This window comes from Sandarakinorhabdus cyanobacteriorum (assembly GCF_002251755.1).
GTDB lineage: Bacteria > Pseudomonadota > Alphaproteobacteria > Sphingomonadales > Sphingomonadaceae > Sandarakinorhabdus > Sandarakinorhabdus cyanobacteriorum.
On the sequence record NZ_NOXT01000075.1, the window covers coordinates 1 to 25,879 of the forward strand.

Sequence of the window (25,879 nt, forward strand, 5' to 3'; positions counted from 1 at the left end):
CATCCAGCGCTTATGGGGAGATTACGTCCAGCACTCACAGCCCAGGCCGAAGTTGGCTGCCGCCGCCTCATCGCTGTCGAAATAGACGCTGATGTTGCGCCCGTCCGCCGCGGTGAGATCAAGGCCACCCAGGCCATTGTCCTTGGCGGTCACGCCGGTCAGGCCGCTGAACTTGTTGATTTCCTTGGCCACATTGTCGCGCGTTTGCTGCGCCGTGTGGTTCTGGTCCAGCGTGATGTCGATCAGTGTGCCATTGATGCCAAGGGTGGCGGTGGCGGTGGTGCCGATCACCGTCGTCGTGGTGGACTGGATGGTCTGGCTGTTGGCCTTGGCGGTCACGCCGGTCTGGTCGCTGGCGGCGTTGATGGCGTTGGCAATCGCGATGGCGCTGCCGGCCTTCACCGACGAACCGGCCGCCGTCGAGCTGAACGTGTCGTCATCGGCGGTGGCGGCGCGGATAGCGACACCGTTGATCGACAGGTCACCGCTGTTCAGCGTGCGGGCGTTGGCCGAACCGGTGGCCACGGCACGGACATCGCTGGAGACGGTGGAAACGCCACGATCAAAGCTGCCGCCCTGCAGGCCCGACCGGGTCAGGCGGGCGGTGGTCGAATTCGTCGATCCGATCTCGATGGCCTGGCCGTTCAGGCTTTCGAGGCTGAATGAACCCGATTGCGCACCCACCTTCAGGCCGGTCTGTGCCGCGGTCAGCGTGTCGAGGCTGACTTCGATGTTGCGGCCATCATCGGCCTCCAGGCGCAGGCCGGCGTTGTTGTCGCCGGTGTCCACAGCGCGCACGCCGGTCTGGCCGGAAATGGCGTTGATGGCATCGCGCACGATGCGGCGGCTGTCCGACGCGTTGGCCGTCGTGGTGATCGAGGCGGTGGTGATGCCATTGATGGTCACCGTGCCGGTGGCGGCAGCGGCGGTCATTGCCGAACCGGTCATCACCGTCTGGCCGACCACGGCGCGCACGCCGGTCTGGGCGGTGGCACGGTTGATGGCCGCAGCCTTGGCCAGTGCCGAGGCCGACTTGTTGGACGACGAGACATTGTCATCATCGGCCGAGGACGAGCCGATCTGCACGCCGTTGATGGTGAGGTCACCGCCCTGCAGGGCGTGGTTGGTGGCCAGGTTGGCGGCGGTGCCTTCAAAGGCGCCAGTGGCGGTGAGCGCCGGGCTGGAGCCCAGGCCCAGGTCGCGGGCGCGGGCCGAGCTGAGGCTCATCGACACGGTCTCGCCGGCGCGGCTGCCGGTCTGCAGCTTGACCGACCGGGCCGAGCCATCAAGCAGCTTCTGCCCGTTGAAGTTGGTGCGCACGCCGATATTGTCGATTTCGCCAACCAACTGCTTCACTTCGGCCTGCAGCGCGCTGCGATCGGTGCCGGTCAGCGTGCCGTTGGCCGATTGCACGGCCAGTTCGCGCATGCGCTGCAGCATGTTGGTCACCTCGCCCATGGCGCTTTCCGCCGTCTGGGCCATGCTGATGCCATCATTGGCGTTGCGCATGGCCACCGCCAGGCCGCGCACGTCGGCGGTCATCTTCTGGCTGATGGCGAGGCCGGCGGCATCGTCCTTGGCGCTGTTGATGCGCATGCCGGTCGAAAGCCGCTGCATGGCGGTGCCCATTGCATTGTTGGCGGTGCGCTGCGCATTCTGGGCGGTCAGCGCGTTGATGTTGGTGTTGATCACGGTCATCTGGGATACTCCCGCTTCCCGCCGCCGCAGGGGTTGCGGGGCGCTGCACTGGAAACGGCATAGGGCGAAATTTTCTTAAACATGACTGGACGCACCAATGATCTGAACGGGTTGGAGATCATCCACGCCAGCCGCGACGTGGTGGTGATCAACAAGCCGCCGGGCCTTGCGGTGCATCCGGGGCCGAAAACGCCGCACAGCCTGGAAGATCTGCTGCCCGCCCTTGCCATCAGCGGGTTCCGCCCGGTTGCGGCGCACCGGCTGGATCGCGACACGTCGGGATGCCTCGCCATCGCCCGCAGCCGGCGCGGGGCGAAATGGCTGAGCGCGGCCTTTGCCGGCGGCGGCGCGGAAAAACTCTATTGGGCGATCCTGTCCGTCCTGCCGGCGCAGCCTTCCGGCCTTGTGGATGCACCACTGGCGAAGATTTCCAGCGCGGCGGCCGGCTGGCGCATGGTGGTCGATCCGGCCGGCAAGCCGGCGCGCACCCATTGGCGCGTGCTCGATGCTGCAACCCGGCTGGTGGAGTTCCGCCCCGAAACCGGCCGCACCCACCAGATCAGGGTGCATGCCGCCCAGCTGGGTGCGCCGATTGCCGGCGATCCGGTTTATGGCGACGGATCGGGCCCGATGCGGCTGCATGCCCGCCGCCTCGCCATCACCCTGCCCGATGGGCAGCTGATCACGGCGCTGGCGGATCCACCGCCAGGCTGGCCTGGCGGGACCGGCCCTGAAAGCCGATGAAATCGCTGTAGTTTTCGGCCAGCTTGGCCAGGCGCTGGTGCACCAGTTCCGGCCCGATCTTCTGCACCACGCCATCGACCAACAGGTTGAGCAGCGAGGCGAGCGCGGTGTTCATGTCCCAGAAATGGCCCAGGGCCACCTCGGCGGTGAGGATATGCGGGGTGACATCGCGCGCCCATGGGCAATAGGGATCGGTGATCACCACCAGCGGCCGGCCGGCGGCGGCAACCCGTTCCGCCAGCAGGCGGAAATGCCGGGAATAGCGGCGGACGTCGACGAGCAGGAACAGATCATGCGGGCCGGCGTCCACCAGTTCCTCGTGGATGCCGGCGGCGATGTCGATGCTGGCCACCTGCGGCCGCACATAAGACAGATGCCGGGCAAAGCCGGCGGCCAGCCCGGCCTCGGTCTGAAAGCCGGCGACGCGCACCTGGGGTGCGGTGGCGAGCAGCGCCACCACGGCAGCCCATTCCGGCGTTTCGGCCTGGGCATAAACCCCGGCAATGGCGGCGGTTTCGGCCTGCAGCCGGGCATCGGCACTGGGCGCCGGCCGGGTGAGCAGCCAGGGCGCATCGCGGGCTTGCCCACGCAGCTCATCCTTCAAGGCCGCCAGATTGTCATAGCCCAGGCTCTTGACCAGGCGCGCCACCGTCATCGCCGAAACGCCGACGCGCTGTCCGATGGAGGCGGCGGTTTCAAACGGCAGTTGCGCCAGATTGTCGGCCATCCAGCCGGCAATCATCCGTTCCGAAACGGTCAGCCGGTCATAACGCTCTGCCAGCCGCTGGGCGACGCGGGTGCTCATGTGATTTCGATAACATTGCGCTCACAAAGTGCAACGATCAAAACGGCACAGGCTTCCAGCGCTCGGTGGCAAACAGCGGCGCCTGATCGGCATAGTGCTGGGACGCTCTGCGGGTGGTGGCAGCGCCGAACTGGTGCACCGATTGCGATCGCACCGCGCCGCCGGCCGGCCATTCCACCAGCATGATGAAGCCATCGCCATTGTTGCCCACCCGCCGGCCATCGGCGGCGCGGTCGGCATAAATGGCGCGCAGCGTGTCGGGCCCGCCAAACACCGGCAGATCGGCCTTGCCATGGCGCAGGCGCTGGAATTCGCCCAGCGGCACATCCAGCCGGCCGAATGTGCCCTGCAACCAATCCACCGCCGCGCGCAGCTTGGGCGCCGCCGGCGGCAGCGCATCGCCGCGATAGACTTCGCGGCCGACGCTGGCGAGCACGGCGACCGCCAGGCTGTCCGCCGGGCCAACGCCATCGGCCGTCCAGTCCCACTGGCGCAACAGGGCCTGGGCCTTGGCCAGTTCGGGTTCGCGCGCCGTGTCCACCGTCAGCACCGCCGCCATCCAGCGCCCGGCCGGCGAGGCCTTGCTATAGGCCTTGTCGAACTTGATGCGCAGCAGCGTCTCGCGGCTGATCGGGCCGTTCACCCCGGCAAACAGCTCGGCAAAGCGGTGCATGCGGTTGGTGGTGAAGGTCTCCACGCCCATTTCGGGGGCAAAATCAGCGGCCTTCAGATTTTCGTCCGGCGCGGTCGCCACGGTGGGCGTGTTGTTGGCATTGGCGACCCAGCCGGCGCGGGGATCGACGACCATCGGATCGGCGCTCCACGGCAGATAGCTGGTCCACAGGGTTTTCGATGTGTTGCCGGGCAGCACGCCCTTCCAGTCAAATCCCGCTGCACGCGCCGGGAACAGCGCGTTGTAGAACATGCCGATATGGCCCTGCGCGTCGGCATAGACGAAATTGGTTGCCGGCACCTTCTGCATGGCCATGATCTGGCGCCATTCGTTGAAATCGCGCGCCTTGTTCAGCCGATAATATTGCTCCACCTGCCCCACCTCGCCGATGCCGGCGTGGCGGATGGCAAAGCCGCCCTTCTCGTTCAGGATCACGGCGCCATGCCGGCTGCGATAGACGGTGCGCGGCACCGGCAGCACGAACGGGCCATATTTCACCCGCAGCCACACGCGCCTCGCCTCCAGCGGCAGCCATTGCCCGTCGAGCCGATACTGGCTGCGGTCGGCATTCAGCTCCAGCTTGTAGACATCGATCAGGTCCATCCGGTTGACCGTGTTGGCCCAGCCCAGATGCTTGTTGTGGCCCAGCAGCGGGGACGGCGCGCCGGGGAAATTGGCGCCGGCAAAATCCCAGCCTTCATCCGAATGCACCACCAGTTCCCACCAGGTCACGCCGCCTTCCCACGGCTGGTGGCTGTTGATGATCAGGCGGGTGGTCGCGTCATCCGAACGGCTGGCGCTTACGGCAAAGGCGTTGCTGCCACGCTCATCAGCCGGCCCGGCATCGCGCGGCGGCAGCTTGCCCTCCACCAGCGGACCCAGCACCCGGTCCATCCCGAAGAAGAACGGGGACCGCAGCACAAAGCCGGCGACGATATCGCGACCCGTCACCGGGAACAGGCCCTGCAGTCGCTGCTCATGGCCGTGGCGGCTGGCATAGTCATTGAGGCCTTGGGCATAGGCTTCCACCAGTGCGCGGGTGGCCGGGGACAGGCTGGCATAGCCACGGGCCGCGACGCCCTGCGCGTCAAGCAGATGGCCGGCAAAATCCAGCTTGGCGCCATCTTCGCCCAGGATCGCCCCGGCGCGGCCACGCACGGCGGCCAGCACCTCTTCCAGGTTGCGGAAATCATCCTCGGCATGGGCGATGGCGATGCCATAGGCGACATCGGCATCGGTGCGGCCGTGAATGTGCGGCACGCCCCATTGGTCACGTGTGATCTTCACGGCACGCGGACGCACCGGATCGGCAGCCGGCGCACGGCTGATCAGTGCATCCCAGCTCGACAGGCCAACAAAAACCGCGCCAACGGCAATCGACGTCCAGAACAGGGCGGTAAACCAGCGCGGCATCAGCCGAATGGTTCCAGATCGATGTTGCTCATCAACGGCTTTCCTTTGCTTTTGCTCCATCGGTTAGCCGCAGGAGCCGGCATCGGCAAGACGATTGACATATCCTCACGATTGCACGGCAACATCGGCGCAGTCGAGCCGCAGCTTGCGCAGCTTCTTTTCATAAACAAGGCTGGCGCAGCGCAACAAGGCAGATCGCGGCAGGATCAGCGTGTAACTCGGGGCCGGCCCCGCAGGGATTTTCGCCTTCACCAGCATTTCATCGGGATCAGCCGGCGCGGGATTCATCGGGCGTGGCCCACGCGCCGACGACAGCCGGTCGCGGCCCGTTTGGACATTGAAGGCAACCCGGTCAAACCGCCATGGCCCGATCACCAGCGGCCGATTGAGCACGAGCAGACGCACCGGCCGTTGCACGCCGGGAATCATGTCTTCATCCCAGGTTTCGGGCACGATCCGCCCGCCCAGGCTGTTCATCAGCAAGTTGGCTGTCGCGGCAGAGGCCAAAGGATAACGCAGATCGCGCTCAACGGCCATCAGCACGCTGATCGTCTGATCGGCGATCGGAACCAGGGCATAGCTGGCGCTGGCAATGCTGTGCTCAAGCGGCCAGACCCACTGCCTGCCACCCAGCCCCGGCAATTGGACGCGGACCGTCCAGAACGGCAACCACGCCGGGCCGATCGTCCCATCGCAGTCGGGTGGCGGCGGCGCATCCGGGAACCAGGCCAGCCGGGCCCGTGTGGCGGGGCCAAACAGTCCGAGCATGGCAAAACCGCGCCGCATGGCACGAGTTGGCTCACCGCCGACCAGAAGGGCCGGTGTCGACGCTTCGGGTCGCAAGCCAAGTTCCAAGGCAAGCGTAGAAGACAGAATGACACGGTCAAGCGATCCGGTGCTGAGCTTCAGGCAGACAGGTCGGCCCTTGATCGATGCCATGATCGGCCTGTCCACCGCAAACGGCGGCGGCTCGGCCGCCTGCCCCGGCGTCGCCTTCGCGTGGAGCACAATCAACAAGACCGCCCAAGCCCACCGGAAAACCGGCATACTCACACCTCGCTCGAAAAAAGCCAGAAGTGAGAGATAGTTGCTTAAAACATTACCGAAAGTCAATGAACGCCCATGGGCCGTTCAGGCTGGCAGGGTCACCATGAGCGGCCACATCAACGGGCATCCTTCACCAACAGGCCATTCTTGATCACGATCTTCACATCGCGCAGCGTGGCCACATCGCGGGTGGGATCACCGGCCACGGCGATGACGTCGGCATAACGGCCCGGCGCAATCTGGCCAACATCGCCTTCCCGCCCCAGGGCCTCGGCCGCCTTGATGGTGGCGGCGCGGATGGCGTCGATCGGGGTCATCCCCCATTCCACCATCTTTGGAAACTGGCGGGCATTGTCGCCATGGGGATAAACGCCGGCATCGCTGCCAAACACCATCTTCACCCCCGCCTTCCACGCCGCCTGGAAGGTCTGCCGCTGTTTCAGGCCGATGGCGCGTTCCTTGGCCAGGCTTTCTTCCGGCACGCCATTCTTCGCGCCTTCGGCCAGGATATAATCATCGTTATAGATATCCATGGAAAAGGCGGTGCCCTTGGCCTTGGCCAGGGCAAAGGCCTCGGCATCGGCCAAGCTGGCATGTTCGATCGTGTCGGCCCCGGCGCGGATGGCGGCCTTGATGCCATCGGTGCCGTGGGCGTGCACCGCCACCTTCATGCGCAGCCGGTGCGCCTCGTCCACCAGCGCGTCCATCTCCTCCTGGGTCAATTGCTGGCCGTCCACCGTGTCGCGGGCGGAAAACACCCCGCCGGTGGCGCAGAACTTGATCACATCGGCGCCGAACTTGTGCATTTCCCGCACCTTCTCGCGGAAGCCCTGCGGGCCGGAGGTGACGCCGGAACGGTCCACCTGAATGCCGGGTGGAAAGCGGTTGTCATCGCAATGCCCGCCAGTCGCGCCCAGGGCATAGGCCGCCGGCACGATGCGCGGGCCGCGAACAACGCCTTCATCAATCGCCTGCTTCAGGCCAACATCGGCAAAATCCGCCGAGCCGACATTGCGCACAGTGGTAAAGCCCGCAGCCAGCGTGCGCGCCGCATTGGCAACGCCCACAGCGGTGAAAAACGGCCGGGCATGGCGCAGATCCGCCTCGAAACCCAGGGCGGGATCGCTGGTCAGATGCACATGCATGTCGATCAGGCCGGGCACCAGCGTCAGATCACCCAGATCGATGCGCTTGCCATCGGTGGCGACCAGTTCGCCCTGCCGGCCCACCTTGGTGATGCGGCCATTTTCGGCGACGATGATCGGCTTTTCGACCAGCTTGCCGCTGGCCACGTCCAGCATGCGCGCCGCGGTGATCACCACGGTTTCGGCGTGCGCGGTGGTGCCAGCCAGCAGCGCGGCGGCAAGCATCAGATATTTCATCACTTCATCTCCCCTGTTGGCCACAAGGATAGGGCCGCCAGCGGGAGAGGGCAACCGGCCTCAGGCCACCTGCGGCAGCGCGAAGGGCGCCGGCAGCGGCGGCACCGTGTGGCCGTCGCCGGTGACGAGAGCCGCCAGAAACTGGTCCACACAGGCATCCCAGCCAAAGCGCCGGCCATAGGCAACGCAGTCGGCCCGGCGTGCGGCCAAAGCCTTGTGCATCGCCTCCCCCAGATCATGTGCCACCGCGCCAATCCGGCCCGGCGCCCGGCCATCGGGGCCAAAGCCGCCGGCGCCCACCACATCGAGCGGCCCCGGCACCGGATAGCCAGCGACCGGCGTGCCGCTGGCCAGCGCCTCGATCATCACCAGCCCGAACGTGTCGGTGCGGCTGGGAAAGGCCAGCACATCGGCTGCGGCATAGGCACTGGCCAGCGCCGCGCCGTGCAGCGCCCCGGTAAAATGCGCGTGCGGAAACTTGCGCTGCAAGCCATCCAGCGCCGGGCCATCGCCCACCACCAGCCGGTCCCCCGGCCAGGGCGCGGCCAGAAACGCCTCGATATTCTTCTCCACCGCCACCCGGCCCACATGCAGGGCCAGCGGCCGCTTCAGGCCGGCCGCCGCCGGATGCGGGGGCACATCGGGGCGGAACTGCTCCACATCCACGCCGCGCGCCCACAGCCGGGTCTGGGCCAGGCCATAACTGTTCAACTCGGCCGCCAGGCGCGGGGTCGCCACCATCACGGCATGGGCCGGCCCGTGGAAACGCCGCAGCACCCGCCACACGCGTTCCGGCTTCAGGCCGATGCGCGCCTGCACATAATCGGGAAAGCGGGTGTGGAAACTGGTGGTGAAGGCAAAGCCGCGGCGCAGGGCCCAACCGCGCGCCAGCCAGCCCAATGGCCCTTCGGTGGCGATGTGCAGGGCATCGGGGCCAAAGCCGTTGATCAGCTTGGTGATCCGCCGCCGGGTCGTCATCGCCAGGCGGATTTCGGGATAGGATGGCATCGGCACCGACCAGAATTGATCGGGCGAAATCACCTGCACCCTGACCCCGCGCGCGTTGAGGAGCCGCACGGTGGTGGACAATGTGCGGACCACGCCATTGACCTGGGGTTCCCAGGCATCGGTCACCAATGTCAGTTTCATGGGCATTACTCCTCAGGCCGTCATGCTCAGGCGGCCATGGCAACGGCGCGCGCCTGAACGCCCGGCGAACGGCGCGCCCGTTCGCGGCTCTGTTGCGCCCAATCGATGATCTCGATGCGGCCATCGGCATGCTCGGCCAGCGCGGTGCAGCTTTCCACCCAGTCACCATCGTTCAGATAGGTGATGCCGCCGAAATCGCGAATCTCGGCCGAATGGATATGGCCGCACACCACGCCGTCCAGCCCGCGCAGCCGCGCCGCATCGGCCACCGCCTGTTCGAAGCGGCCGATGAAGGCGACGGCATTCTTCACCCGCTTCTTGATATGGGCGGAGATCGACCAATAGGGCAGGCCAAACTGCCGCCGCGCCCGGTTGAACCAGACATTCAATTTCAGCAGCGCCTCGTAACCCACATCCCCAGCCCAGGCGAGCCAGCGGTGATAGAGCACCACGGCATCAAATTCGTCGCCGTGGCAGACCAGCAGGCGGCGGCCATCGGCGGTGGTGTGGATGGCCTCCAGCGCGATCTCCACGCCGCCGAGGCTGAGGCCGGCATAGGGCCGGAACGCCTCGTCATGGTTGCCCGGGATATAGACCACGCGGGTGCCGCGCGCCGCCAGCTTCAGCACGCGGCGCACGATATCATTGTGACGCTGCGGCCAATACCATCCGCGCTTCAGCTTCCAGCCATCGATGATGTCGCCGACCAGATAGAGCGTTTCGGGCTGAATGGCCTTGAGGAAATCCAGCAGCAGTTCGGCGTTGCAGCCCGGCGTGCCGAGGTGGACATCGGAGATCCAGACCGTGCGGTGCTTCAGCTTGCCGGCGGGTTCCTCCTCCGGCTCGTGCAGGAAGGCGGGGCCGCTGGCCACGGGTTTGAGCATGCCTGGCAGCAGCGGCTCACGCCATTGGGGGGGCAGTTCGGCAAGCGGCAGGGTCGCCATGGCAAGGGCCTTTCACCAGTCCTTGCCCGGACCCTCTAAGGCGCTGCCATGACCCTGGTGTGTCAGCCCGGTTGCAATCCTGTTGCAGACAGGCGCTGGCGCTCCCAGGCCAGCGCGTGGCCGACAATTTGTTCCAGATCGGCAAAGCGCGGCTGCCAGCCCAAGAGTGCCGCCGCATCGGATGCCGCCACCAGCGTGGCCGGATCACCCGCCCGGCGCGGGCCGATGTGGCGCGGGATCGGCTGGCCGGCCACCCGCTCCAGCGCGTCCAACACCTCGGTCACCGAAGCCCCGGTGCCATAACCCAGGTTCATCACATGATATTGGCCGGGATCGGCCAGGCAGGCGCGCAGCAGCAGCACATGCGCATCGGCCAGATCGGTGACATGGATATAATCGCGCACCCCGGTGCCATCGCGGGTGGGATAATCATCGCCAAAGATGGTGAACCGTTCCCGCTGGCCGGTCAGCACATGGCAGGCCAGTTCGATCAGGTGGTGTGGATGACGGCTGGCCTGGCCCGACCGCAGCAGTGGATCGGCGCCGGCCACGTTGAAATAGCGCGGGCAGGCCACCGAGAAGCCGCGGTTGGCGGCGACCAGATCGGCCAGCATCCGCTCGGCAAAGGCCTTGGACCAGCCATAGGGATTGATCGGCGCAACCGGGGCCGAGACCGGCAGTGGTGCATTCCCACGCAATGGATCATTGGGCCCATTGCCATAGACGGCAGCCGTGGAGGACATGACAAAGGCCCCCACCCCACCAGCCAGCGCCGACTCTGCCAGCTTCAGCGTCTCGCCAAAATTCTCGGCATAATAAAGCGCCGGCTGCTCCACGCTTTCGGCCACCGAAATCCGCGCGGCAAAATGCAGGATGGCGCCAATGCCATGCTCGGCAATCAGGCGGCCCACCAGCGCCTGATCGCCGGCACGCCCTTCAACAAAGATCGCGCCAGCAGGCACCAGGCCACGGCTGCCCAGCGACAGATCGTCGAGCACCACCACCTTCACCCCCATGTCGAGCAGGGCCAGGGCGGCATTGCTGCCGATATAGCCGGCGCCACCCGTGACCAGCACGGGTGGCAGTTCGGCGGCGGGGATCAGGGGCAAGAGGCTCATGGCCCATCCTTACAAGCAAAAAGGGCGGCCCAAAAGGGCCGCCCTTCCTGTTGGCAGCAGGCCAGGATCAGAACTTGACGCGGGCACCGAAGCGGATCGCCCACAGCGAACCGTTCAGGTTCACGCCCTGCACTGGCGCCGTCACCGGACGCTCGGTCGGGGGGTTGCCCGCCAGGTTGTTGAACACATATTGCGAACAGGCCGCGTTGGAGCAGGTCACGTTGGCCACGCGCCCATAATAGGGGAAGGCCACCTGACGGATGGTGCCCCAATCCTTGTTCAGCAGGTTCAGGAAGTTCTCGATATCGGCGCTCAGCTCGATCTTGCCGCCAAACACGAAAGGCACTTCCTGGCGGAAGGCGATGTCGAGGCGGTTGTACCGAGGCGTGCGGCCGATGTTCTTCGGCGCGATGCCACCCTGATACTTGTTCAGTTCAGAGTTCTGCACCAGGCTCTGGAAGCCGGCGAAATCGAAGCCCGGCGCATAGGTCACACGCGGATCGGCCGTGGCCGAGCTGACGTTCGGCACATAAAGCAGATAGCGGTTGCTGGTGCCGGTCACACCGAACACGTTCGACCGCAGGTTGCCCGACGCCTGATCCGCCATGGTGTAGCTGAAGCGCTGGCCGGCCTGGCTGTTGAAGAAAAGCTCGACACGGGTGTTGTTGTCACCGAACAGGTTGAAGTCATAGCTGGCCATCAGGCGATAGGCGTCATCGCGCTGATAGTTGGAAATGCCATAGGCTGCATTGTTCGGATCGATGCCGGCCGCGGCCTGGGTGTAGTTCGAGAAGGCCACCGACGAGGTGCCGGAGTTCACGTCACGCGACCGCGAGAAGGTGTAGCTGCCGCCGAGACGGAAGCCGTTCGACCAGCGCTTATCGAAGCGGGTGACGATGTTCCAGCTGTAGCCGTTGTCGGCATTGGTCAGCAGGATATCGGTGTTGGTGGTCGCGCCCTGGCCCGGCAGCACCTGGTAACGCAGGCGGCCATCGGGCAGCGTGCCCAGCGGCACCGAACGCAGATCGGTCCAGGTCGCGGCGTCGCGGGCGCGGCTCCACACCACGTCCAGACCCAGGCGCCATTCGTCACCCAGCGGGCCGAGGTTGGCGAGATAATCAACCGAGCCCGACACGCGCCAGGTCGACGGGATGCGATAGTTCGGATCCAGCGCGTTGGTGGGCGAACCGGCGGTGCCGGTGGTGCGCACCGCGTCGATCAGCGCCTGCGGCACGCCGGTGCCGCCCGTGACGTTGTTCAGCGTGGCCGCACCGAGGCTGTTCACCTGCGCCGGCGTCAGGCCGGTCAGGCCGCTGATAGTGAAGGTATCAGCCGCGCCGTTCACGCCCGGCACACGCCGCAGCTGGATACGGCCCAGCGTCGGACCAGGGTTGGAATAATTGTTGGAAATCCAAACGTTCGGGTTGCCGCCACCGAAGATGCCGGCCGAACCACGCAGCGTCAGGCGATCCGACACCTTCCAGTTCAGGCCCAAGCGCGGCTGGAACAGGCCACGGCCATTGAGCGTGGTGTTGTTCGGGAAACCGAAGCGATCGAGGAAGGCCTGGTTGAAGAAGGGCTGATCCGGCGTGTCGAACAGGTCATAGCGCATGCCGGCGATCAGGGTGGCGTTGCTGCCCAGATCGATGGTGTCCTGGATGCCGAACGACCAGCTGTTGTTGGCAAACATCGCGCGCACGGTGCCGACATCGCCACGCAGCGGCACGGCATAATCGACTTCGTTGGCGCGACGCGCATCCAGATCGGCGATGCTGTCAAAATACCAGGCGCCCGAAACGCGCTGGGCAAACAGGTTGTTGATGTCCTGCGTGCGGCGCTCCACCATGGCCTTCACGGTGTGGTTGTTCATCTTCAGCGTCGCCTGGAATTCGAAGTTCAGCGACTGCGAGCTGAGTTCGTTGGCCTGGCGGCTGATGTCCGGACCGAAGTTCAGGCGACGCACACCCGACGGGCAGGTCAACGGCGGCGTGGTCGCCACGGCTTCAAGGCAGGTCTGGAACTGGCCGAAGCTGCGATCGCTGAACGGCACCTGCAGGCGGACATAATCCGCGTAGGACACGCGCACCTGGGTGGAGAAATTGTCCGACCACTGGTCGTTCAGTTCGAAGATGCCGAAGTGGTTGACCGCACCCTGGTTGTAGTTGTTCGAGAGCAGCGCAAACGTCGGGTTGGCCTGGTTCAACTCGCCCACGTTGGTCTGGCCGGCCAGCACCGAGCCTTCGTTGTAGATGTAGGTGAAAGCGGCGCGGTGGCCATCGGCGATGTTGAAGTCGATCTTGGCGACAACCTTGTCGTCACGCTCGATGATGTTGTTGGCAACGCCGCCGGTGTCGAAACCATAACGGTTCTGGGCGATGGTGCCGATCTGGCTGATCTGGGCATCGGTGATGCCCAGGGTGGCCGGGCTGATCGCAGCCGGGACGGTGTCGCGGGTGCGCTCATAGGTCAGCGCGAAGAACAGCCGATCCTTGATGATCGGGCCGGTGAACTGCGCGGTGTAAACCTGCGATTCAAAGGCGCCCGAACGGATCACGCCGCGGGCGTTGTCACCGCGCAGCTTGTCGGAGTTGTAGTAGGCGCCGCCCAGGAAGGTGAAGCGGTTGGAGCCCGACTTCAGCTGGGTGTTGATGGCGCCGCCCTGGAAGAAGCCCTGACGGATGTCCACGGGGGCCACTTCCACGCTGAATTCGCCGATGGCATCCAGCGGCACCGGGCCGCGGGTGGAAACCAGGCCGCCGGCTTCCAGACCGAACGGGTCGCCGAAGGCCACGCCGTCGACGGTGAAGCGGTTGAAGCGGTTGTTCTGGCCGGCAATGGAGATGGCGCCGCCATTGGTGGGATCGATGTTCACCATCGGATCGCGGGCCGCGAGGTTGCGGATGTCGCGGTTGACGTTGGCCACGCCCAGAATGTCACGCGCGGTCAGCACGGTGGCGGCACCGGTGCCAATGGTGATGGCGCTGCGCTGGCGGGCGGCCGTCACGGTGATGGTCTTGCCCTGGCTGGCCAGCATCACTTCGATGCGCTGCGGGGTGCCGGCCACCAGGCCATCCAGCGTGTCGGTGGCGGCATCAAAGCCGGGGGCTTCGACGGTGACGCTGTAGGGGCCGCCCAGGCGCAGGCCGGTGGCGTTGAATTCGCCGTTGGCGCCCGAGGTCTGCACCACGCGCGTGCCCGACGGGGTATGAATGATCGTCACGGTCGCGCCAGCAATAGGCTTGGACTGTTCGTTGACCACGGCGCCACGGATCGACGAGGTGGTTTCCTGGGCCGACACGATGGCCGGAACGGCAAGCGCGGCAAGCGCGACGCCAAGACGAAGATGACGCATTTCGAATACCCCCTGGGGCTGGAGCGGACGGGATGAACGCTTGGCCCGCCGGGAATCGCTTCCACGCAGACCAACTGAAGCGGCCCTTGCCGGGGTTTTGTGACACTTCTGTTACAGCTTCATGGCGGGTTCATGATTGATGGATTCGCACGGTGAGTGTTGCGGTGCGGCAACACCGCAGCGCGGCCAACGCGCGTGCCGCGCGCGGACTCGCGCAAGGTCGGCCGGCGACCAAAAACGGCGGCCCCGACAGGCCGCCGTTTTCGTGTGTCGTCCGACGGCGTGGCTCTGCCACGCTTTTCTGGTCCTTCTTCTTGCACCTGAAACGGACTCGGCGGCTTTGCCGCCGGCCGTGACCGGCAGGCGCGCTGTTGGTTTCAGAGGCCGGCCTGCAATCCCGCAGCCGGCGGCCATGCCGCCGAGTCTGCGTAATGTGCGAACAGAAAAGGAAGGAAAAGCGCGGCCAAGCCGCGCCGTCGAAGCTGTTCTGCCGGGCTGATGCCCGGCAGCCAGCCCGGCCGGCCTTGCGCCTGTCGGCGCGCTTGGCTGCGCCATGCGCGCTCGCGGCGCTGCGGCGTGGGCGGTGAGGGTTTCGAACCCCCGACCCGCTCCGTGTAAAGAAGCCGCTCTACCGCTGAGCTAACCGCCCCACGCCGCCAGGCGCATGCCCCTAGCGGCGCGCCACGCTTCGTGCAACCGTGGCGGCCATGACCAGCCTCGACACCACGCAAAGCGCCGTTTTCATCGCGCTGACCATTGCCATGGCGCTCGCCACCATCTGGCAGGTGCGGCGCATGGCGGCGAAACAGGGCGCCCGCTCGGCCGCCAACAGCAACCGCGAATATTTCCTCGCCGGCGGCGGCCTCACCTGGCCGTTCATCGCCGGCTCCATCACCCTCACCAACTTGTCGACCGATCAGCTCGTCGGCATGAACGGCCAGCAGATGCTGCTGCTCGCCTGGTGGGAACTCTCGGCCGTGGCCGGGCTGGCCATCCTGGCGCTGGTCTTCCTGCCGGTCTATTATCGCGAGGGCTGCACCACCACCACCGAACTGCTGCAGAAACGCTACAACTCGCCCGGCCTGCGCGCCCTCGTCTCGGCGCTGTTCCTGGCCGGCAATCTCTTCATCTATCTGCCGATCACGCTCTACACCGGCGCGCTGTTCCTGCGCACCGTGTCGGGTGCCGATCTGCCGCTGCTGCCGCTGGCGGCCGTGCTGGGCGTCACCGGCTCGCTCTATGCCATATTGGGCGGGCTGCGGGCGGTTGCGGTTTATGACACGATTGCCGGCGTCGGCGTGCTGGGTTCCGCGCTGGCCATCGTCTGGCTGGCGCTGTCGGCCATCGGCTTTGACTTCTCCGGCGTGCCGGCGGAGCGCCTCACGCTGATCGGCGGGCCCGAAAGCCCGATCCCCTTCCCAACCCTGTTCACCGGCATGATCTTCATCCAGATGTTCTATTGGTCCACCAACCAGAACATCACCCAGCGCGCCATGGCCGCGCCCAGTCTGCGCGAAGGCCAGCGTGGCGTGTTCGCCGCCGGCATCATCCGTTTGGCTGTCGTGCCGGCCATCGTCGTGCTGCCCGGCATCGCCAGCTACAAATTGTTCGGCCCGCTGGGCGACACCGCCTATGGCCGCATCGTCGCCGAGGTGATGCCCAGCTGGGCTTCGGGCGCGTTTGCCGCCTTCATGGCCGCGGCCGTCCTCACCCACTACACCTCCATCCTCAACAGCTCGACCACGCTGTGGGTGTGCGACATTCACGAGGCCTATATCAACGCCCGCCCCGATGTCGGCCGGCTGAACCGGCTGATCTCGATCGTCTTTGTCGCCCTCTCCATCGCGCTGGTGCCGGTCTATGATGGCGCGGCCTCCATCATCAACCTGGTGCAGCAATTGAACGGCCTGCTCTCCATGCCGATCCTCGCCGCCTTCATCTGCGGGCTGGTCTTCACCGGCATCCACGCCCGCGCCGTCATGCTGGCCCTGTTGTTCGGCGTCGGCCTTTATGCCGTGTTCACCTGGGTGTGGACCCCGGCGCATTATATCCACCTGATGCTGGTGACCTTGCTGGCGACGATTTCGGTGGCGCTGGCCAGCAATCGTGCGCTGGGCGGCACGGCACGGTTGCGGGGGCGGGCGCCAGCGGCCAATATGGCCGGGCAATGAATCACTGCTGACGGAGCGTCCATCGATGTTTGCCCGCCTGTTCCTCGAACACCCGCGCTGCGTGAACGAAACCTATGGCGAGCATATGGGCGCCGCCTTTGGCGTGGGCAGCCGCATGTTCGTCGCCAGCCTGAAATGCTTCATCCACGGGCTGATCCCCGGCCTGTACAAGACGGCCGGTTCCGATGCGATCGTCGAACTCCACAAGGAAATCGCACCGCGCAAATATGATCAGCCAACGTTCTGAACGGCTGCAACGGGGGGACAAGATGACCGACACGCTGGGCTTCTGCCCCAATCGTCTGGCGCGGCTGGATCAATTCCTCGCCGAAAAATATGTGCAGCCGCGGCGCCTGCCCTGCACCCTCACCCTCGTTGCCCGCCATGGCGAGATTGCCCATCTCGGCGTGCAGGGCCTGGCCGATGTCGAGCGTGGTATCCCGGCCCGGGAAGAAACGATCTTCCGCATCTATTCGATGACCAAGCCGATCACCTCGGTGGCGCTGATGATGCTGGTCGAACAGGGCAAGATCGCGCTCGATGATCCGGTGCACAAATATATCCCGGAATGGAAAAATCTTGGCGTGTTCGTCGCCGGCACCCACAAGCTGGGCTTCCAGACCCGGCCCTGCGCGCGGCCGATGCAGGTGGTCGATCTGTTCCGCCACACGTCCGGCCTCACCTACGGCTTCCAGCTGCGCACCAACGTTGATGAAGCCTATCGCCGCGAAAAGATTGGCGAGATCGAAAAGGCCGGCACGCTGGAAGGGATGATCCAGGCGCTGGCCAAGCTGCCGCTGGAATTCTCGCCCGGCGAGGCCTGGAATTATTCGGTGGCGACCGACGTGCTCGGCTGGCTGGTGCAGGTCGTCTCCGGCCGGCCGTTCGAACAATTTCTGGCGGAGGAAATCTTCCGGCCGCTGAACATGGTCGATACCGGCTTCCATGTCCGCGAAGGCCAGGAGCATCGCTTCGCCGCCTGCTATCAGCCCAGCCGCGACGGCAGCATTGCCCTGCAGGATGATCCCGCCACCTCCTCCTATCTGAAGCCGCCAGGCTTTGTGTCCGGCGGCGGCGGGCTGGTCTCCACCGCGCACGACTATCTGCAATTCTGCCGCATGCTGGCCAATGGCGGCACGCTGGGCGGCACCCGCATCATCAGCCGCAAGACGCTGGATCTGATGACCGCCAACCATCTGCCCGGCGATGCCTCTATCTCGGCCATGAGCCGCAGCCTGTTTTCCGAAGCCGCCTATGATGGCGTCGGCTTCGGTCTCGGCTTTGCCACCACCATGTCGGCCGCCAGCACACTGATGCCGGGCAGCAACCGCGATTATTTCTGGGGCGGCGCCGCCAGCACCTTCTTCTGGGTGGACCCGGAGGAAGACCTGATCGGCATCTTCATGACCCAGCTGATCCCATCCTCCACCTGGCCGGTCCGCCGCGAAATGCGCACCATGGTCTATGCCGCGCTGGATGATTGATCAGCCATAGGACGGATCAAGTCCGGCGCCATGGCTGGCCAGCCAGGCCATCGCCAGCTGGTTGTCAAGCTCGGCCAGATCATAGACATCAACGATCAGGCCAATGCGGCCGTCGTCGCGCAGGTGCAATTGTTCCCGGGCCGAAAAGCTGAGCACCGGCGCCCCGGCCCGGCGATACACGCCCATCGCACGCCCCGCCAGGCAAGGCCCCGCCGCCCGCCAGCCGACCCCAAACCATTGGCGTTCGTCAAACTGCCGATCGAAATTGGCGATCGATCGGGCAAAGCCGGCCAGCACCGCATCGCGCCCGCGCAGGTCGCAACCAAATGGCACGCCCGTCACCAGATAGGCCACATCATCCGCCAGCATCGGCACCAATCGCTGCCAGTCATCATCGGCAACACAGGCATCAAAGGCCGTCACCCAGGCCTGAAACTGTTCCAGCATCGTCTGTCTCCCGCTTGCATTGGCGGGCCTTGCTTGCCAGTTTGAGGTTACCGGATCGATTACCTTGAGGTCATGCCATGGATGCGCCGGACTTTGCCCTGCAACGGCTGCGGCGGCAGCGGCGGCTGTCGCAACAGGCGCTGGCCGGTATGGCGGGCCTGTCGCAACGCCACATCTGCTTCCTGGAAACCGGCCAGGCCCGGCCTGGCGCGCGTGCCTTGCCGAAACTGGTCGCGGCGTTGGCCCTGTCCACCGCCGAAGCGGCCGAACTGGTCGCTGCGGCCGGCCTCGCCCCGCCCGCAACCGGGTTGGAATGGCAGGCCCCGGCGCTGGCCCGGCTGCGCGCCATCACCGCCCAGATGCTGGAGGCGTGGGCCGATGTGCCGGCCTATGTGCTGGATGCCGGCGGCGCCATCCTGGCGCGCAACCCGACGTTCGAACGGCTGCTGCGCCAGGCCCCGCCGATCCCGCCGGCCGTGGCGGGCAATATCCATGACCTGGTGCTGCACCCCGATGGCCTTGCCAATGCCATGACCGCACCCGACCAGTTGGTGCCAGCGCTGATCCGCCGCCTGCAACGCGCCGCCGCCAGCCAGCCTGCTGCTGCCGCCACCCTGGCCCGCGTTCGCCACTATCCCATCGTGCAGCGCCATGGCACCAGCCTGCCGCGCGCCAGCGATCTGGGTGTCATTGCGGAAACCTATCGCCTCGCCGGGGCCCGCTGGGCCTTCATCGCCGCCACCGCAGGTTTTCTGGGTGCCGATCAGGCCCTCACTGCCGGGATCGAGGTGGAAGCATTGTTCCCGGCCGACGAGTGCACGCGCCGCCAACTGCGCGACCTCGCGGCTCAATAATCCGCCCGCTCCGGCAGTTCGGTGCGGCGGAAGCGGATCGTGCGTTCCTTTTCCGGCGGCACCACCACCCGCCAAACCGGCCGGCCATCGCGCTGTTCGAGCCGGCGGGAAAAGCGGCCGAGCGTGTGTTCGGCGGTGTCGGCAAATTCCACTTCGGCGGTGATCGGCCGGTCGCCATCGTTGCGGACGGTCAGCGTCACGCGGCTCCAGTTCGATCCGTCCGGCCCGTCATCCTCGTCCGCATCAAAATCCACGTCATCGCCGCCGGCATCGGGCAGATCGATATCCAGCCGTTCGCCCACCGCCTTTTCCTTCACCGGCACTTCGCCGATCGGGTGGCGGCCCAGCGGCGTGTCCTGAAACAGCGCGATGCGGCCGCGCGGCAGCGGTTCGCCCAGCCCGCTCGCCTTGTCGTTGACCAGTCGGTAACTATATTTCGCATCATCGACATAGTCGCCGCGATAGACGGCGTGGTGCAGAAATTCGCCTTTCAGCACCCGGTCATCCAGGAAGCGCACCTGCTTGATGCTGCGCGCGCCAATGTCGCTGCGATGCTGCAGCGTGTAGAGCTTGGCATCGCCAACATCGCTCTGATCGGCGCGGCGCATGCCGGTCACCACGATGTCGTCGCAGCTGCTCTCGCCGTCCTCGTCTTCGCCGCATTCGCTGGCGGCGCCCCAGCCGCCCCAGCCACCGCCCATCCGCACCGCAATCGGCGCCTCCACCGTGCCATAGGGCCGTGGCGTGAACAGCGGCGCATGCCCGCGCGCCGCGGCGGTGCGGCCCAGCGGCCAGCAGCCGGCCGACACGGCAATATTGTCCGGCGCATAGGGATCGGCCTCGCGCTCCCGCTCGGCCGCCTCTTCCTCCGCATCGGTGGGCGCGGCGCGCTTGATCATGCCGGCAATGGCACTCACCTGCGCCCGTTCAAAGCGGGTGCGATCACGGCTGCCCAGCGTGAGCCAGGAGGACAGCGCGAGGCGGCGGCCATCGGCCGAGAAGGTGCCGACATAATCGGCCTGCCAGTCAAAATTGCCCGCCAGATACACCAGGCGCAGCCGCAGCGCGCCGCCCGTGTTGCTCGCCGGCAACTCCACCGACAAAGTCGGCTTCGCCGTCAGGTCCACTGGCCGGCCGGGGAACAGCAATGTGTTGAGGCTGCCCTCACACTGCACCGCCTCCACGCCGCGCGCCGTCTTCAGCACCAGCGCATCGGCGCCCGACAGGATGGTGCCGGCGTCCTCCACCGGCTTGCCCGTCACCGGATCGGCCCGGCGGACCGTCACCCGCTGGCCGGCAAAGCCATCGATCAGCCCGCGCTGAGACAACAGCCGGGCATCGAAATTCTTCTCTCCCGCCGTGATGTCATACAGCAGCGCGCTCTGCGGCACGATGCTGCCCGCCACCCCTTCCAGCCGCAACGTCACCCGGCCGGCCGGCACGGTCACCTCGCGCACCTCTTCCAGCAGGGCAAAGCCGTTCAGCGGCTCCTCGCTGTTCGGGTCCATGTCCATCACCGCCCCGGCGGCCCGCTCGGGATCGCGATAGAAGGTGATGGCCGTCTCCTGCGGCGCCGCCGACACCACGATCGGTGCCAGCGCCAGGGCGATCGCGGCCAGCATCTAGAAGGCGGTGAGATAGGTGACGTTCAGTTCGGCCGTGCCGCGCGCCGGCACCGGCACCTGCCATTCGCGCACGTCGCTGCGATCCTGGCTGCCCTTTATGCTTTCCGCGGTGATGCGGGTCGCCTCGCGCCAGCCCTGCAGGCCGGTCTGGCGCAGTTCCACCGTCACCGCTTGTGGCCGGGCGTTGGTGACGATGAACTTCATCTGGGTGCGATAGAATTCGCGCTGGCGCTGCACCGTCACCGTCTGCACCGCGCCATTCTCGACGATGCGATATTGGGCGGCATTCTCCCAGTCCTGGGCGGTGATGCGTTCGCGCTTCACCACCACCGGCCGCAGCTTCACGTCAAAGGCCAGCGCGGTGGGCAGTTCCACATCCGATCCGGCCGTGGTGTGCTCGATGCGGTTCTCGCCGACAAAGCGGGTCTTGCCACCGGCGTCGCGCATATAGACCCGCACGATCCCGGCCGGCAGCGCGCGGCCAAGCCCGCCCTTCGAACCGGTGCCGAAATAGAGGATGCTGGTCACCGCCTGGGCTTCGTCCGCCTCGCACAGCCAGTCACAATCAAAGCGATAGAGCCGCTTCGCCGCCACGCCGGCAGCATCAAGGAAGCTCACCTGCTTCTTCTGGTTGCTGGCCACGGTGGTGCGCGCGGCAAGGGGATAAAGATAAAGATCACCCACCGCCTGCTCATTGCTCTCGCCATCGCCGGGGCGCGACGCGCCATATTGGTTGGCATTGCGCCGGCGCGGCTGCTGCAGCTTCATCAGGTCACCCGCTGCCAGCGTCAGCTGCGCATCGCGAAATTCGGTGCCGGTGCTGTTGGTCAATGTCACCCAGCCCTGCAGGTCCATCTGGCCCCTGGCCTCGTCAAACAGGCCGACATAATCCGCCTTCCACGCCAACCCGCTGGTCAGGTAGCTCAAGGTCACCGGCTGCACCCCGGCCCTGGCGGCGTCCAGCGTGACCGACAAGGTGGGCCGGGCGCGCAGATTGGGCGGAATGCGATCAAAGATCACCCGGACCGGCAGGCCATCATCGCGCAAGATTTCCACATGCCCGCCGGTTTCCAGCACCACACCGCCATTCACCGCCAGCACCTTTGCGCTGTCCTTCGTTTCGGCGCCGGTGGCCTGGTTGGTGCGCACCAGGGTGATGCTCTGCCCTTCGGCTTTCCGCATCAGGCTGTCGGGCGACAGCAGGTCATAATCGAAATTCTGCTCCACCACCTCGATGCCGGTGCCGCCCAGCGTCACCGTCTCGGGCCGGATGGTGGCCGACACGTCGGGGAATTCCTGCCGGCTGATCCCGGCCGGCAGATTGAGGCTGCGGCGATCCTCCACCAGCGCCTGATCGGCATAGACGGTGATGCGCACATCGCCCTGCCCCGATACTGGCTGCCCCGATACTGGCTGGGCCGCCACCCCTGCCGGCCACAGTGCCAACGCCATCGCCGCCCATGATTGCCGCATCGTCCATCCCCCCTGTATTTTTTGGCAGGATGCCACATCAGCAGCCCGGCACAAGCGACCGCGCCAAAAAAATCTGTTGCCGCCTGTCTGTTTGGGCGATGCTCGCGGCTCATCAGGGCGAACCGGCCATCATGGTCCGCGTTCACCGATGGAGCACGACCGATGCAATATGCCCTCATCTATCATGAAACCGCCGCCGAGCTGGCCCGGCGCGACAACGATACCAGCGCCTATTGGGGCGCCTGGGATGCCTATATGGGCGCCATGGGTGCCGCCGGCATCATGCGCGGCGGTGCCGGCCTGCTGCCGCCCACCACCGCCACCACCCTGCGCATCGCCGGTGGCGAATGGCAGGTGGAAGATGGCCCCTTTGCCGACACCCGCGAAAAGCTGGGCGGCTTTGTGGTGATCGAGGTGGCCGATCTCGATGCCGCCCTGGCCTGGGCCGCCCGTGCGCCCTGCGCCGGCGCCGGTTCGGTGGAGGTGCGCCCCACCCTGCCGCCGCCGGCGGCCTGACACCCCGGCCCTTGACCATGACGCCCGCCGCTTCCGCTGCCCATCGTGCGGCCGAAGCGGCGGCGCGCACCGCCTATGGCCGGCTGGTCGCCCTGCTCGCCCGCGACAGCCGCGATCTTGCGGCAGCCGAAGATGCGCTGGCCACCGCGCTGGCCCGGGCGCTGGCGCGCTGGCCCGATGATGGCGTGCCGGCCAACCCCGATGCCTGGCTGCTCACCGTGGCCCGCCGCGAACTCGGCCATCGCCGCGCCCGCGCCGCCACCGCGCTGGCGGCCGAACCGGCGCTGGCCCTGCTGGATGATGAACGCGCCGACACGCCGGCCCCCGATCTGCCCGATGAACGGCTGAAGCTGCTGTTCGTCTGTACCCACCCGGCGATCACGCCACGCATCCAGGCGCCGCTGATGCTGCAGGTGGTGCTGGGCCTCGATGCCGCCCGCATCGCTGCAGCCTTCCTCGTCTCTCCGGCTGCCATGGGCCAGGCGCTGGTCAGGGCCAAGGCCCGCATCCGCGATGCCGGCATCGCCTTTGCCGTGCCGCCGCCGGAACAGCGCCCGGCCCGCCTCGCCGCCATCCGCACCGCCATCTATGCCGCCTATGGCGCCGGCTGGGGCGATGCCGCGCCCACCGGCAATGATCTCGCCGCCGAAGCCCTGTTCCTCGCCCGGCTGGTCACCGGCCTCGCCCCCGATGATGCCGAAGCCGCCGGCCTCCTCGCCCTCATCGCCCTGTGCGAGGCGCGGCGCCCGGCCCGCCGCGATGCGCACGGGGCCTATGTCCCGCTCGACCGGCAGGATGTGCGGCGCTGGGATCGCGATCTGGTGCGTGAGGGCGAGGCCGCGCTGCGCCGCGCCGCCGCCATGGGCCAACCCGGGCGCTTCCAGCTCGAAGCCGCCATCCAGTCGCTGCACCATCAGCAACGTTTCACCGGCGCCGATCTGTCGCTGCCGCTGATCGGGCTTTATGACCGCTTGCTGGCCATCGCGCCCAGCATCGGGGCGGCCATCGCCCGCGCCGCCGCCCTCACCGCCGCTGGCGCCGCCGCGGCCGCGCTGGCCGCGCTTGATGCACTTGCCGAACGGTGCCGCGATCACCAGCCCTGGTGGGCGGCGCGCGCCGATGCGCTGGCGGCCCTGGGCGATGGCGCCGCCGCCCGCGACGCTGCGGTGCGCGCCGCCGGCCTGTCCCAGGATCCGGCCGAGCGCGCCTTCCTGCTCGGCCGCCACGCCGGTTGAAAGTCAGGGCGCCTCGCCCGGTGCCAGGGTCATCACATCCTGCCAGTCGGGATTTTTCGCATATAGCGCCCGCACATAGGGGCAGATCGGAATGATGCGGAACGGCGTCGCCCGCGCGTCCGCAATCAGCGCGTCGACCAGCGCCTTCGCCGCCCCGGTGCCGCGCAGGGCATCCGGCGCGCCGGTGTGATCGGCGCTGATCAGGCCGGGGCCACGGTGGGTGAAGACCAGTTCGGCCTCGGCATCAATGCCGGCCACCCGCGCCACATAGCGGCCACGGCGCGGCCCGTCTTCCTTGGCTATGCTGATGTCTGCCATCGCCGTCCCACTCCATCTTGCCTCGCCCCAAGATTTTCTCCCCATGCTGATGGCTTGGCAAGCCGCCGCGCCCGGCCCACAACAGCCAGCAAAGGAGATCAGCGCATGAGCGATTATATCCCCCCCAAGGTGTGGACGTGGGACAAGGGCTTTGGCGGCCGCTTTGCCAACATCAACCGCCCCATCGCCGGCCCCACCCACGACAAGGCGCTGCCGGTCGGCAAGCATCCCTTCCAGCTCTACAGCCTCGGCACGCCCAATGGCGTCAAGGTGACGGTCATGCTGGAAGAGCTGCTGGCGCTGGGCCATGCCGGCGCAGAATATGATGCCTGGCTGATCAACATCGGCACCGGCGACCAGTTCGGCTCCGGCTTTGTCGACGTGAACCCCAACAGCAAGATCCCGGCCATGGTCGACCGCTCGACCGACCCGCCCACCCGCCTGTTCGAAAGCAGCGCCATGCTGCTCTATCTCGCTGAGAAATTCGGCGCCTTCCTGCCGACGGACCATCACGCCCGCACCGAGGCGCTGTGCTGGCTGTTCTGGCAGATGGGTTCGGCTCCGATCCTCGGCGGCGGCTTCGGCCATTTCTATGCCTATGCCCCCACCAAGCAGGAATATCCGATCAACCGCTATGCCATGGAGGTGAAGCGGCAGCTGGACGTGCTCGACCGGCATCTGGCCACCCACGAATATATGGCCGGGCCCGAATACAGCATTGCCGACATGGCAATCTGGCCCTGGTATGGCGCGCTCAGCCTGGGTCTGCTCTATGAGGCTGGCGAGTTCCTCGAGGTGTCGGGCTACACCAATGTGATCCGCTGGACGCGGGCGATTGGCGAGCGCCCGGCGGTGAAGCGCGGCCGCATGGTCAACCGCGTGTTCGGGGAGCCTTCGAGCCAGTTGCACGAACGCCACGACGCCAGCGATTTCGACACGAAAACACAAGACAAGATCGGGAAACCTGCATGAACCAGCCGCCCGACACCGGCCCGCCGGGCTCTCTGCCCGACAGCCTGGCCCAGCGCCGCATCGTCCGTTTCGATCCCGGCCACGCGGTGATCGAATATGAAGTGTTGCCCGCCATGTGCCATTCGGGCGGCGTGGCGCAGGGCGGTTTCGTGTCCGGCTGGATCGATGCCGCCATGGCCCACGCCGTGATGGCGCAGCACGGCTTTGACCGGGTGCCGATCAGCCTTGAGCTCAAGGTCAGCTTCTTCGCGCCGGCCAATCCCGGCCGTGTGCTGGCCGAAGCCTGGATCGAAAAGGCCGGCGGCCGCACCATCTTCGCCGAAGGCCGGCTGACGACGCCCGAGGGCAAGGTGCTGGCCAAGGCCTCCAGCACGATCACCCTGATCGATGCCGCCAAGGTGCGGGCAACGATGGTGTGACGCCGTATAGACGCAAAAGCGGCACCGGCCATGGGCTGGC

At 66.5% G+C, this 25,879-nt stretch carries 22 protein-coding genes and 1 tRNA gene; 9 read left to right on the plus strand and 14 right to left on the minus strand.

Going from position 1 to position 25,879, the window contains the following annotated elements; translation table 11 throughout:
* Nucleotides 1-21 precede the first annotated feature (21 nt).
* Nucleotides 22-1,698 (minus strand): flagellin N-terminal helical domain-containing protein, encoded by a 1,677-nt coding sequence (locus tag CHU93_RS02980; protein ID WP_094472700.1) that lies wholly within the window; start codon nt 1,696-1,698, stop codon nt 22-24.
* Between the two features lie 81 nt (nt 1,699-1,779).
* Between CHU93_RS02980 and CHU93_RS02985 the strand changes: the two genes are divergently transcribed.
* Entirely contained in the window at nt 1,780-2,442 is a 663-nt protein-coding gene (locus CHU93_RS02985) for an RluA family pseudouridine synthase (protein WP_094472701.1), read from the plus strand.
* On the opposite strand, the gene CHU93_RS02990 is transcribed toward CHU93_RS02985, so the two are convergent.
* The 9 genes from CHU93_RS02990 to CHU93_RS03030 form a co-directional block, all read right to left on the minus strand.
* Entirely contained in the window at nt 2,381-3,247 is an 867-nt protein-coding gene (locus CHU93_RS02990) for a MurR/RpiR family transcriptional regulator (RefSeq protein WP_094472702.1), read from the minus strand. The genes CHU93_RS02985 and CHU93_RS02990 overlap by 62 nt on opposite strands.
* Nucleotides 3,248-3,284: 37 nt before the next feature.
* Nucleotides 3,285-5,333 carry a penicillin acylase family protein gene (locus CHU93_RS02995; RefSeq protein WP_094472703.1) on the minus strand — a complete coding sequence of 683 codons (2,049 nt, stop codon included), beginning with the start codon at nt 5,331-5,333 and terminating at the stop codon, nt 3,285-3,287.
* A 105-nt stretch (nt 5,334-5,438) separates the two neighbouring features.
* Entirely contained in the window at nt 5,439-6,446 is a 1,008-nt protein-coding gene (locus CHU93_RS03000; protein ID WP_133064297.1) for a hypothetical protein, read from the minus strand.
* Nucleotides 6,447-6,496: 50 nt separating this feature from the next.
* Nucleotides 6,497-7,762, minus strand: coding sequence for a Xaa-Pro dipeptidase (locus CHU93_RS03005; RefSeq protein WP_094472705.1), 1,266 nt, complete (start codon nt 7,760-7,762; stop codon nt 6,497-6,499).
* A 60-nt stretch (nt 7,763-7,822) separates the two neighbouring features.
* Nucleotides 7,823-8,911: a glycosyltransferase family 4 protein gene (locus tag CHU93_RS03010; RefSeq protein ID WP_094472723.1), complete on the minus strand. Its 1,089-nt coding sequence runs from the start codon at nt 8,909-8,911 to the stop codon at nt 7,823-7,825.
* A 26-nt stretch (nt 8,912-8,937) separates the two neighbouring features.
* The gene (locus tag CHU93_RS03015; RefSeq protein ID WP_207759196.1) at nt 8,938-9,855 is read right to left on the minus strand and encodes a UDP-2,3-diacylglucosamine diphosphatase; all 918 of its coding nucleotides are present in this window, start codon (nt 9,853-9,855) and stop codon (nt 8,938-8,940) included.
* 62 nt (nt 9,856-9,917) lie between these two features.
* Nucleotides 9,918-10,973, minus strand: coding sequence for a UDP-glucose 4-epimerase GalE (gene galE / locus CHU93_RS03020; RefSeq protein ID WP_094472706.1), 1,056 nt, complete (start codon nt 10,971-10,973; stop codon nt 9,918-9,920).
* A 67-nt stretch (nt 10,974-11,040) separates the two neighbouring features.
* Nucleotides 11,041-14,325, minus strand: a complete 3,285-nt coding sequence (locus CHU93_RS03025; RefSeq protein ID WP_094472707.1) for a TonB-dependent receptor — start codon at nt 14,323-14,325, stop codon at nt 11,041-11,043.
* Between the two features lie 577 nt (nt 14,326-14,902).
* Nucleotides 14,903-14,974: transfer RNA gene (locus CHU93_RS03030), tRNA-Val, on the minus strand.
* 58 nt (nt 14,975-15,032) lie between these two features.
* Here CHU93_RS03030 and CHU93_RS03035 point away from each other — a divergent pair.
* From CHU93_RS03035 to CHU93_RS03045, 3 genes are read left to right on the plus strand one after another with little or no spacing between them, the layout of a single operon-like run.
* A complete protein-coding gene (locus CHU93_RS03035; RefSeq protein ID WP_094472724.1) occupies nt 15,033-16,496 on the plus strand; it encodes an SLC5 family protein in 1,464 nt (487 codons plus the stop codon).
* Nucleotides 16,497-16,521: 25 nt separating this feature from the next.
* Entirely contained in the window at nt 16,522-16,743 is a 222-nt protein-coding gene (locus CHU93_RS03040; protein WP_086117243.1) for a DUF6356 family protein, read from the plus strand.
* Nucleotides 16,744-16,765: 22 nt separating this feature from the next.
* Nucleotides 16,766-17,980 carry a serine hydrolase domain-containing protein gene (locus CHU93_RS03045; RefSeq protein WP_094472725.1) on the plus strand — a complete coding sequence of 405 codons (1,215 nt, stop codon included), beginning with the start codon at nt 16,766-16,768 and terminating at the stop codon, nt 17,978-17,980.
* Here the strand turns inward: CHU93_RS03045 and CHU93_RS03050 are convergent, their stop codons facing one another.
* Complete coding sequence (locus CHU93_RS03050) at nt 17,981-18,427, minus strand: nuclear transport factor 2 family protein (RefSeq protein ID WP_094472708.1); 447 nt, start codon at nt 18,425-18,427, stop codon at nt 17,981-17,983. It lies immediately after the preceding gene.
* Nucleotides 18,428-18,504: 77 nt separating this feature from the next.
* On the opposite strand from CHU93_RS03050, the gene CHU93_RS03055 reads away from it, so the two are divergent.
* Complete coding sequence (locus CHU93_RS03055; protein ID WP_094472709.1) at nt 18,505-19,281, plus strand: MmyB family transcriptional regulator; 777 nt, start codon at nt 18,505-18,507, stop codon at nt 19,279-19,281.
* On the opposite strand, the gene CHU93_RS03060 is transcribed toward CHU93_RS03055, so the two are convergent.
* Together CHU93_RS03060 and CHU93_RS03065 are read right to left on the minus strand one after the other, a co-directional pair.
* Complete coding sequence (locus CHU93_RS03060; protein WP_094472710.1) at nt 19,275-20,903, minus strand: DUF4139 domain-containing protein; 1,629 nt, start codon at nt 20,901-20,903, stop codon at nt 19,275-19,277. The two genes, CHU93_RS03055 and CHU93_RS03060, sit on opposite strands and share 7 nt — an antisense overlap.
* Nucleotides 20,904-22,358, minus strand: a complete 1,455-nt coding sequence (locus CHU93_RS03065) for a DUF4139 domain-containing protein (RefSeq protein WP_243375145.1) — start codon at nt 22,356-22,358, stop codon at nt 20,904-20,906. It lies immediately after the preceding gene.
* A gap of 183 nt (nt 22,359-22,541) precedes the next feature.
* Between CHU93_RS03065 and CHU93_RS03070 the strand changes: the two genes are divergently transcribed.
* Together CHU93_RS03070 and CHU93_RS03075 are read left to right on the plus strand one after the other, a co-directional pair.
* Nucleotides 22,542-22,895, plus strand: coding sequence for a YciI family protein (locus tag CHU93_RS03070; RefSeq protein ID WP_094472712.1), 354 nt, complete (start codon nt 22,542-22,544; stop codon nt 22,893-22,895).
* A 17-nt stretch (nt 22,896-22,912) separates the two neighbouring features.
* Nucleotides 22,913-24,130, plus strand: a complete 1,218-nt coding sequence (locus CHU93_RS03075; RefSeq protein ID WP_094472713.1) for an RNA polymerase sigma factor — start codon at nt 22,913-22,915, stop codon at nt 24,128-24,130.
* Nucleotides 24,131-24,133: 3 nt separating this feature from the next.
* Here CHU93_RS03075 and CHU93_RS03080 read toward each other — a convergent pair whose 3' ends face one another.
* Nucleotides 24,134-24,448, minus strand: coding sequence for a GNAT family N-acetyltransferase (locus CHU93_RS03080; protein ID WP_094472714.1), 315 nt, complete (start codon nt 24,446-24,448; stop codon nt 24,134-24,136).
* A 105-nt stretch (nt 24,449-24,553) separates the two neighbouring features.
* Here CHU93_RS03080 and yghU point away from each other — a divergent pair, with 105 nt between their 5' ends.
* Together yghU and CHU93_RS03090 are read left to right on the plus strand one after the other, a co-directional pair.
* Nucleotides 24,554-25,420 carry a glutathione-dependent disulfide-bond oxidoreductase gene (yghU, locus tag CHU93_RS03085; protein ID WP_094472726.1) on the plus strand — a complete coding sequence of 289 codons (867 nt, stop codon included), beginning with the start codon at nt 24,554-24,556 and terminating at the stop codon, nt 25,418-25,420.
* Nucleotides 25,417-25,839, plus strand: a complete 423-nt coding sequence (locus tag CHU93_RS03090; RefSeq protein WP_094472715.1) for a PaaI family thioesterase — start codon at nt 25,417-25,419, stop codon at nt 25,837-25,839. The genes yghU and CHU93_RS03090 overlap by 4 nt, the downstream gene beginning before the upstream one ends.
* Nucleotides 25,840-25,879: the final 40 nt, after the last annotated feature.

Excerpts from the sequence above, each read along its gene's own strand:
- CHU93_RS03010 (WP_094472723.1), bottom strand. The coding sequence starts at position 8,911 with ATGAAACTGACATTGGTGACCGATGCCTGGGAACCCCAGGTCAATGGC.
- CHU93_RS02980 (WP_094472700.1), bottom strand. The coding sequence starts at position 1,698 with ATGACCGTGATCAACACCAACATCAACGCGCTGACCGCCCAGAATGCG.
- CHU93_RS03070 (WP_094472712.1), top strand. The coding sequence starts at position 22,542 with ATGCAATATGCCCTCATCTATCATGAAACCGCCGCCGAGCTGGCCCGG.
- CHU93_RS03040 (WP_086117243.1), top strand. The coding sequence starts at position 16,522 with ATGTTTGCCCGCCTGTTCCTCGAACACCCGCGCTGCGTGAACGAAACC.
- CHU93_RS03045 (WP_094472725.1), top strand. The coding sequence starts at position 16,766 with ATGACCGACACGCTGGGCTTCTGCCCCAATCGTCTGGCGCGGCTGGAT.
- CHU93_RS03005 (WP_094472705.1), bottom strand. The coding sequence starts at position 7,762 with ATGAAATATCTGATGCTTGCCGCCGCGCTGCTGGCTGGCACCACCGCG.
- CHU93_RS03080 (WP_094472714.1), bottom strand. The coding sequence starts at position 24,448 with ATGGCAGACATCAGCATAGCCAAGGAAGACGGGCCGCGCCGTGGCCGC.
- CHU93_RS03050 (WP_094472708.1), bottom strand. The coding sequence starts at position 18,427 with ATGCTGGAACAGTTTCAGGCCTGGGTGACGGCCTTTGATGCCTGTGTT.
- CHU93_RS02990 (WP_094472702.1), bottom strand. The coding sequence starts at position 3,247 with ATGAGCACCCGCGTCGCCCAGCGGCTGGCAGAGCGTTATGACCGGCTG.
- CHU93_RS03075 (WP_094472713.1), top strand. The coding sequence starts at position 22,913 with ATGACGCCCGCCGCTTCCGCTGCCCATCGTGCGGCCGAAGCGGCGGCG.
- CHU93_RS03025 (WP_094472707.1), bottom strand. The coding sequence starts at position 14,325 with ATGCGTCATCTTCGTCTTGGCGTCGCGCTTGCCGCGCTTGCCGTTCCG.
- CHU93_RS03035 (WP_094472724.1), top strand. The coding sequence starts at position 15,033 with ATGACCAGCCTCGACACCACGCAAAGCGCCGTTTTCATCGCGCTGACC.
- CHU93_RS03090 (WP_094472715.1), top strand. The coding sequence starts at position 25,417 with ATGAACCAGCCGCCCGACACCGGCCCGCCGGGCTCTCTGCCCGACAGC.
- CHU93_RS03015 (WP_207759196.1), bottom strand. The coding sequence starts at position 9,855 with ATGGCGACCCTGCCGCTTGCCGAACTGCCCCCCCAATGGCGTGAGCCG.
- CHU93_RS03065 (WP_243375145.1), bottom strand. The coding sequence starts at position 22,358 with ATGGCGTTGGCACTGTGGCCGGCAGGGGTGGCGGCCCAGCCAGTATCG.
- CHU93_RS02995 (WP_094472703.1), bottom strand. The coding sequence starts at position 5,333 with ATGCCGCGCTGGTTTACCGCCCTGTTCTGGACGTCGATTGCCGTTGGC.
- galE (WP_094472706.1), bottom strand. The coding sequence starts at position 10,973 with ATGAGCCTCTTGCCCCTGATCCCCGCCGCCGAACTGCCACCCGTGCTG.
- CHU93_RS03060 (WP_094472710.1), bottom strand. The coding sequence starts at position 20,903 with ATGCTGGCCGCGATCGCCCTGGCGCTGGCACCGATCGTGGTGTCGGCG.
- CHU93_RS02985 (WP_094472701.1), top strand. The coding sequence starts at position 1,780 with ATGACTGGACGCACCAATGATCTGAACGGGTTGGAGATCATCCACGCC.
- yghU (WP_094472726.1), top strand. The coding sequence starts at position 24,554 with ATGAGCGATTATATCCCCCCCAAGGTGTGGACGTGGGACAAGGGCTTT.
- CHU93_RS03055 (WP_094472709.1), top strand. The coding sequence starts at position 18,505 with ATGGATGCGCCGGACTTTGCCCTGCAACGGCTGCGGCGGCAGCGGCGG.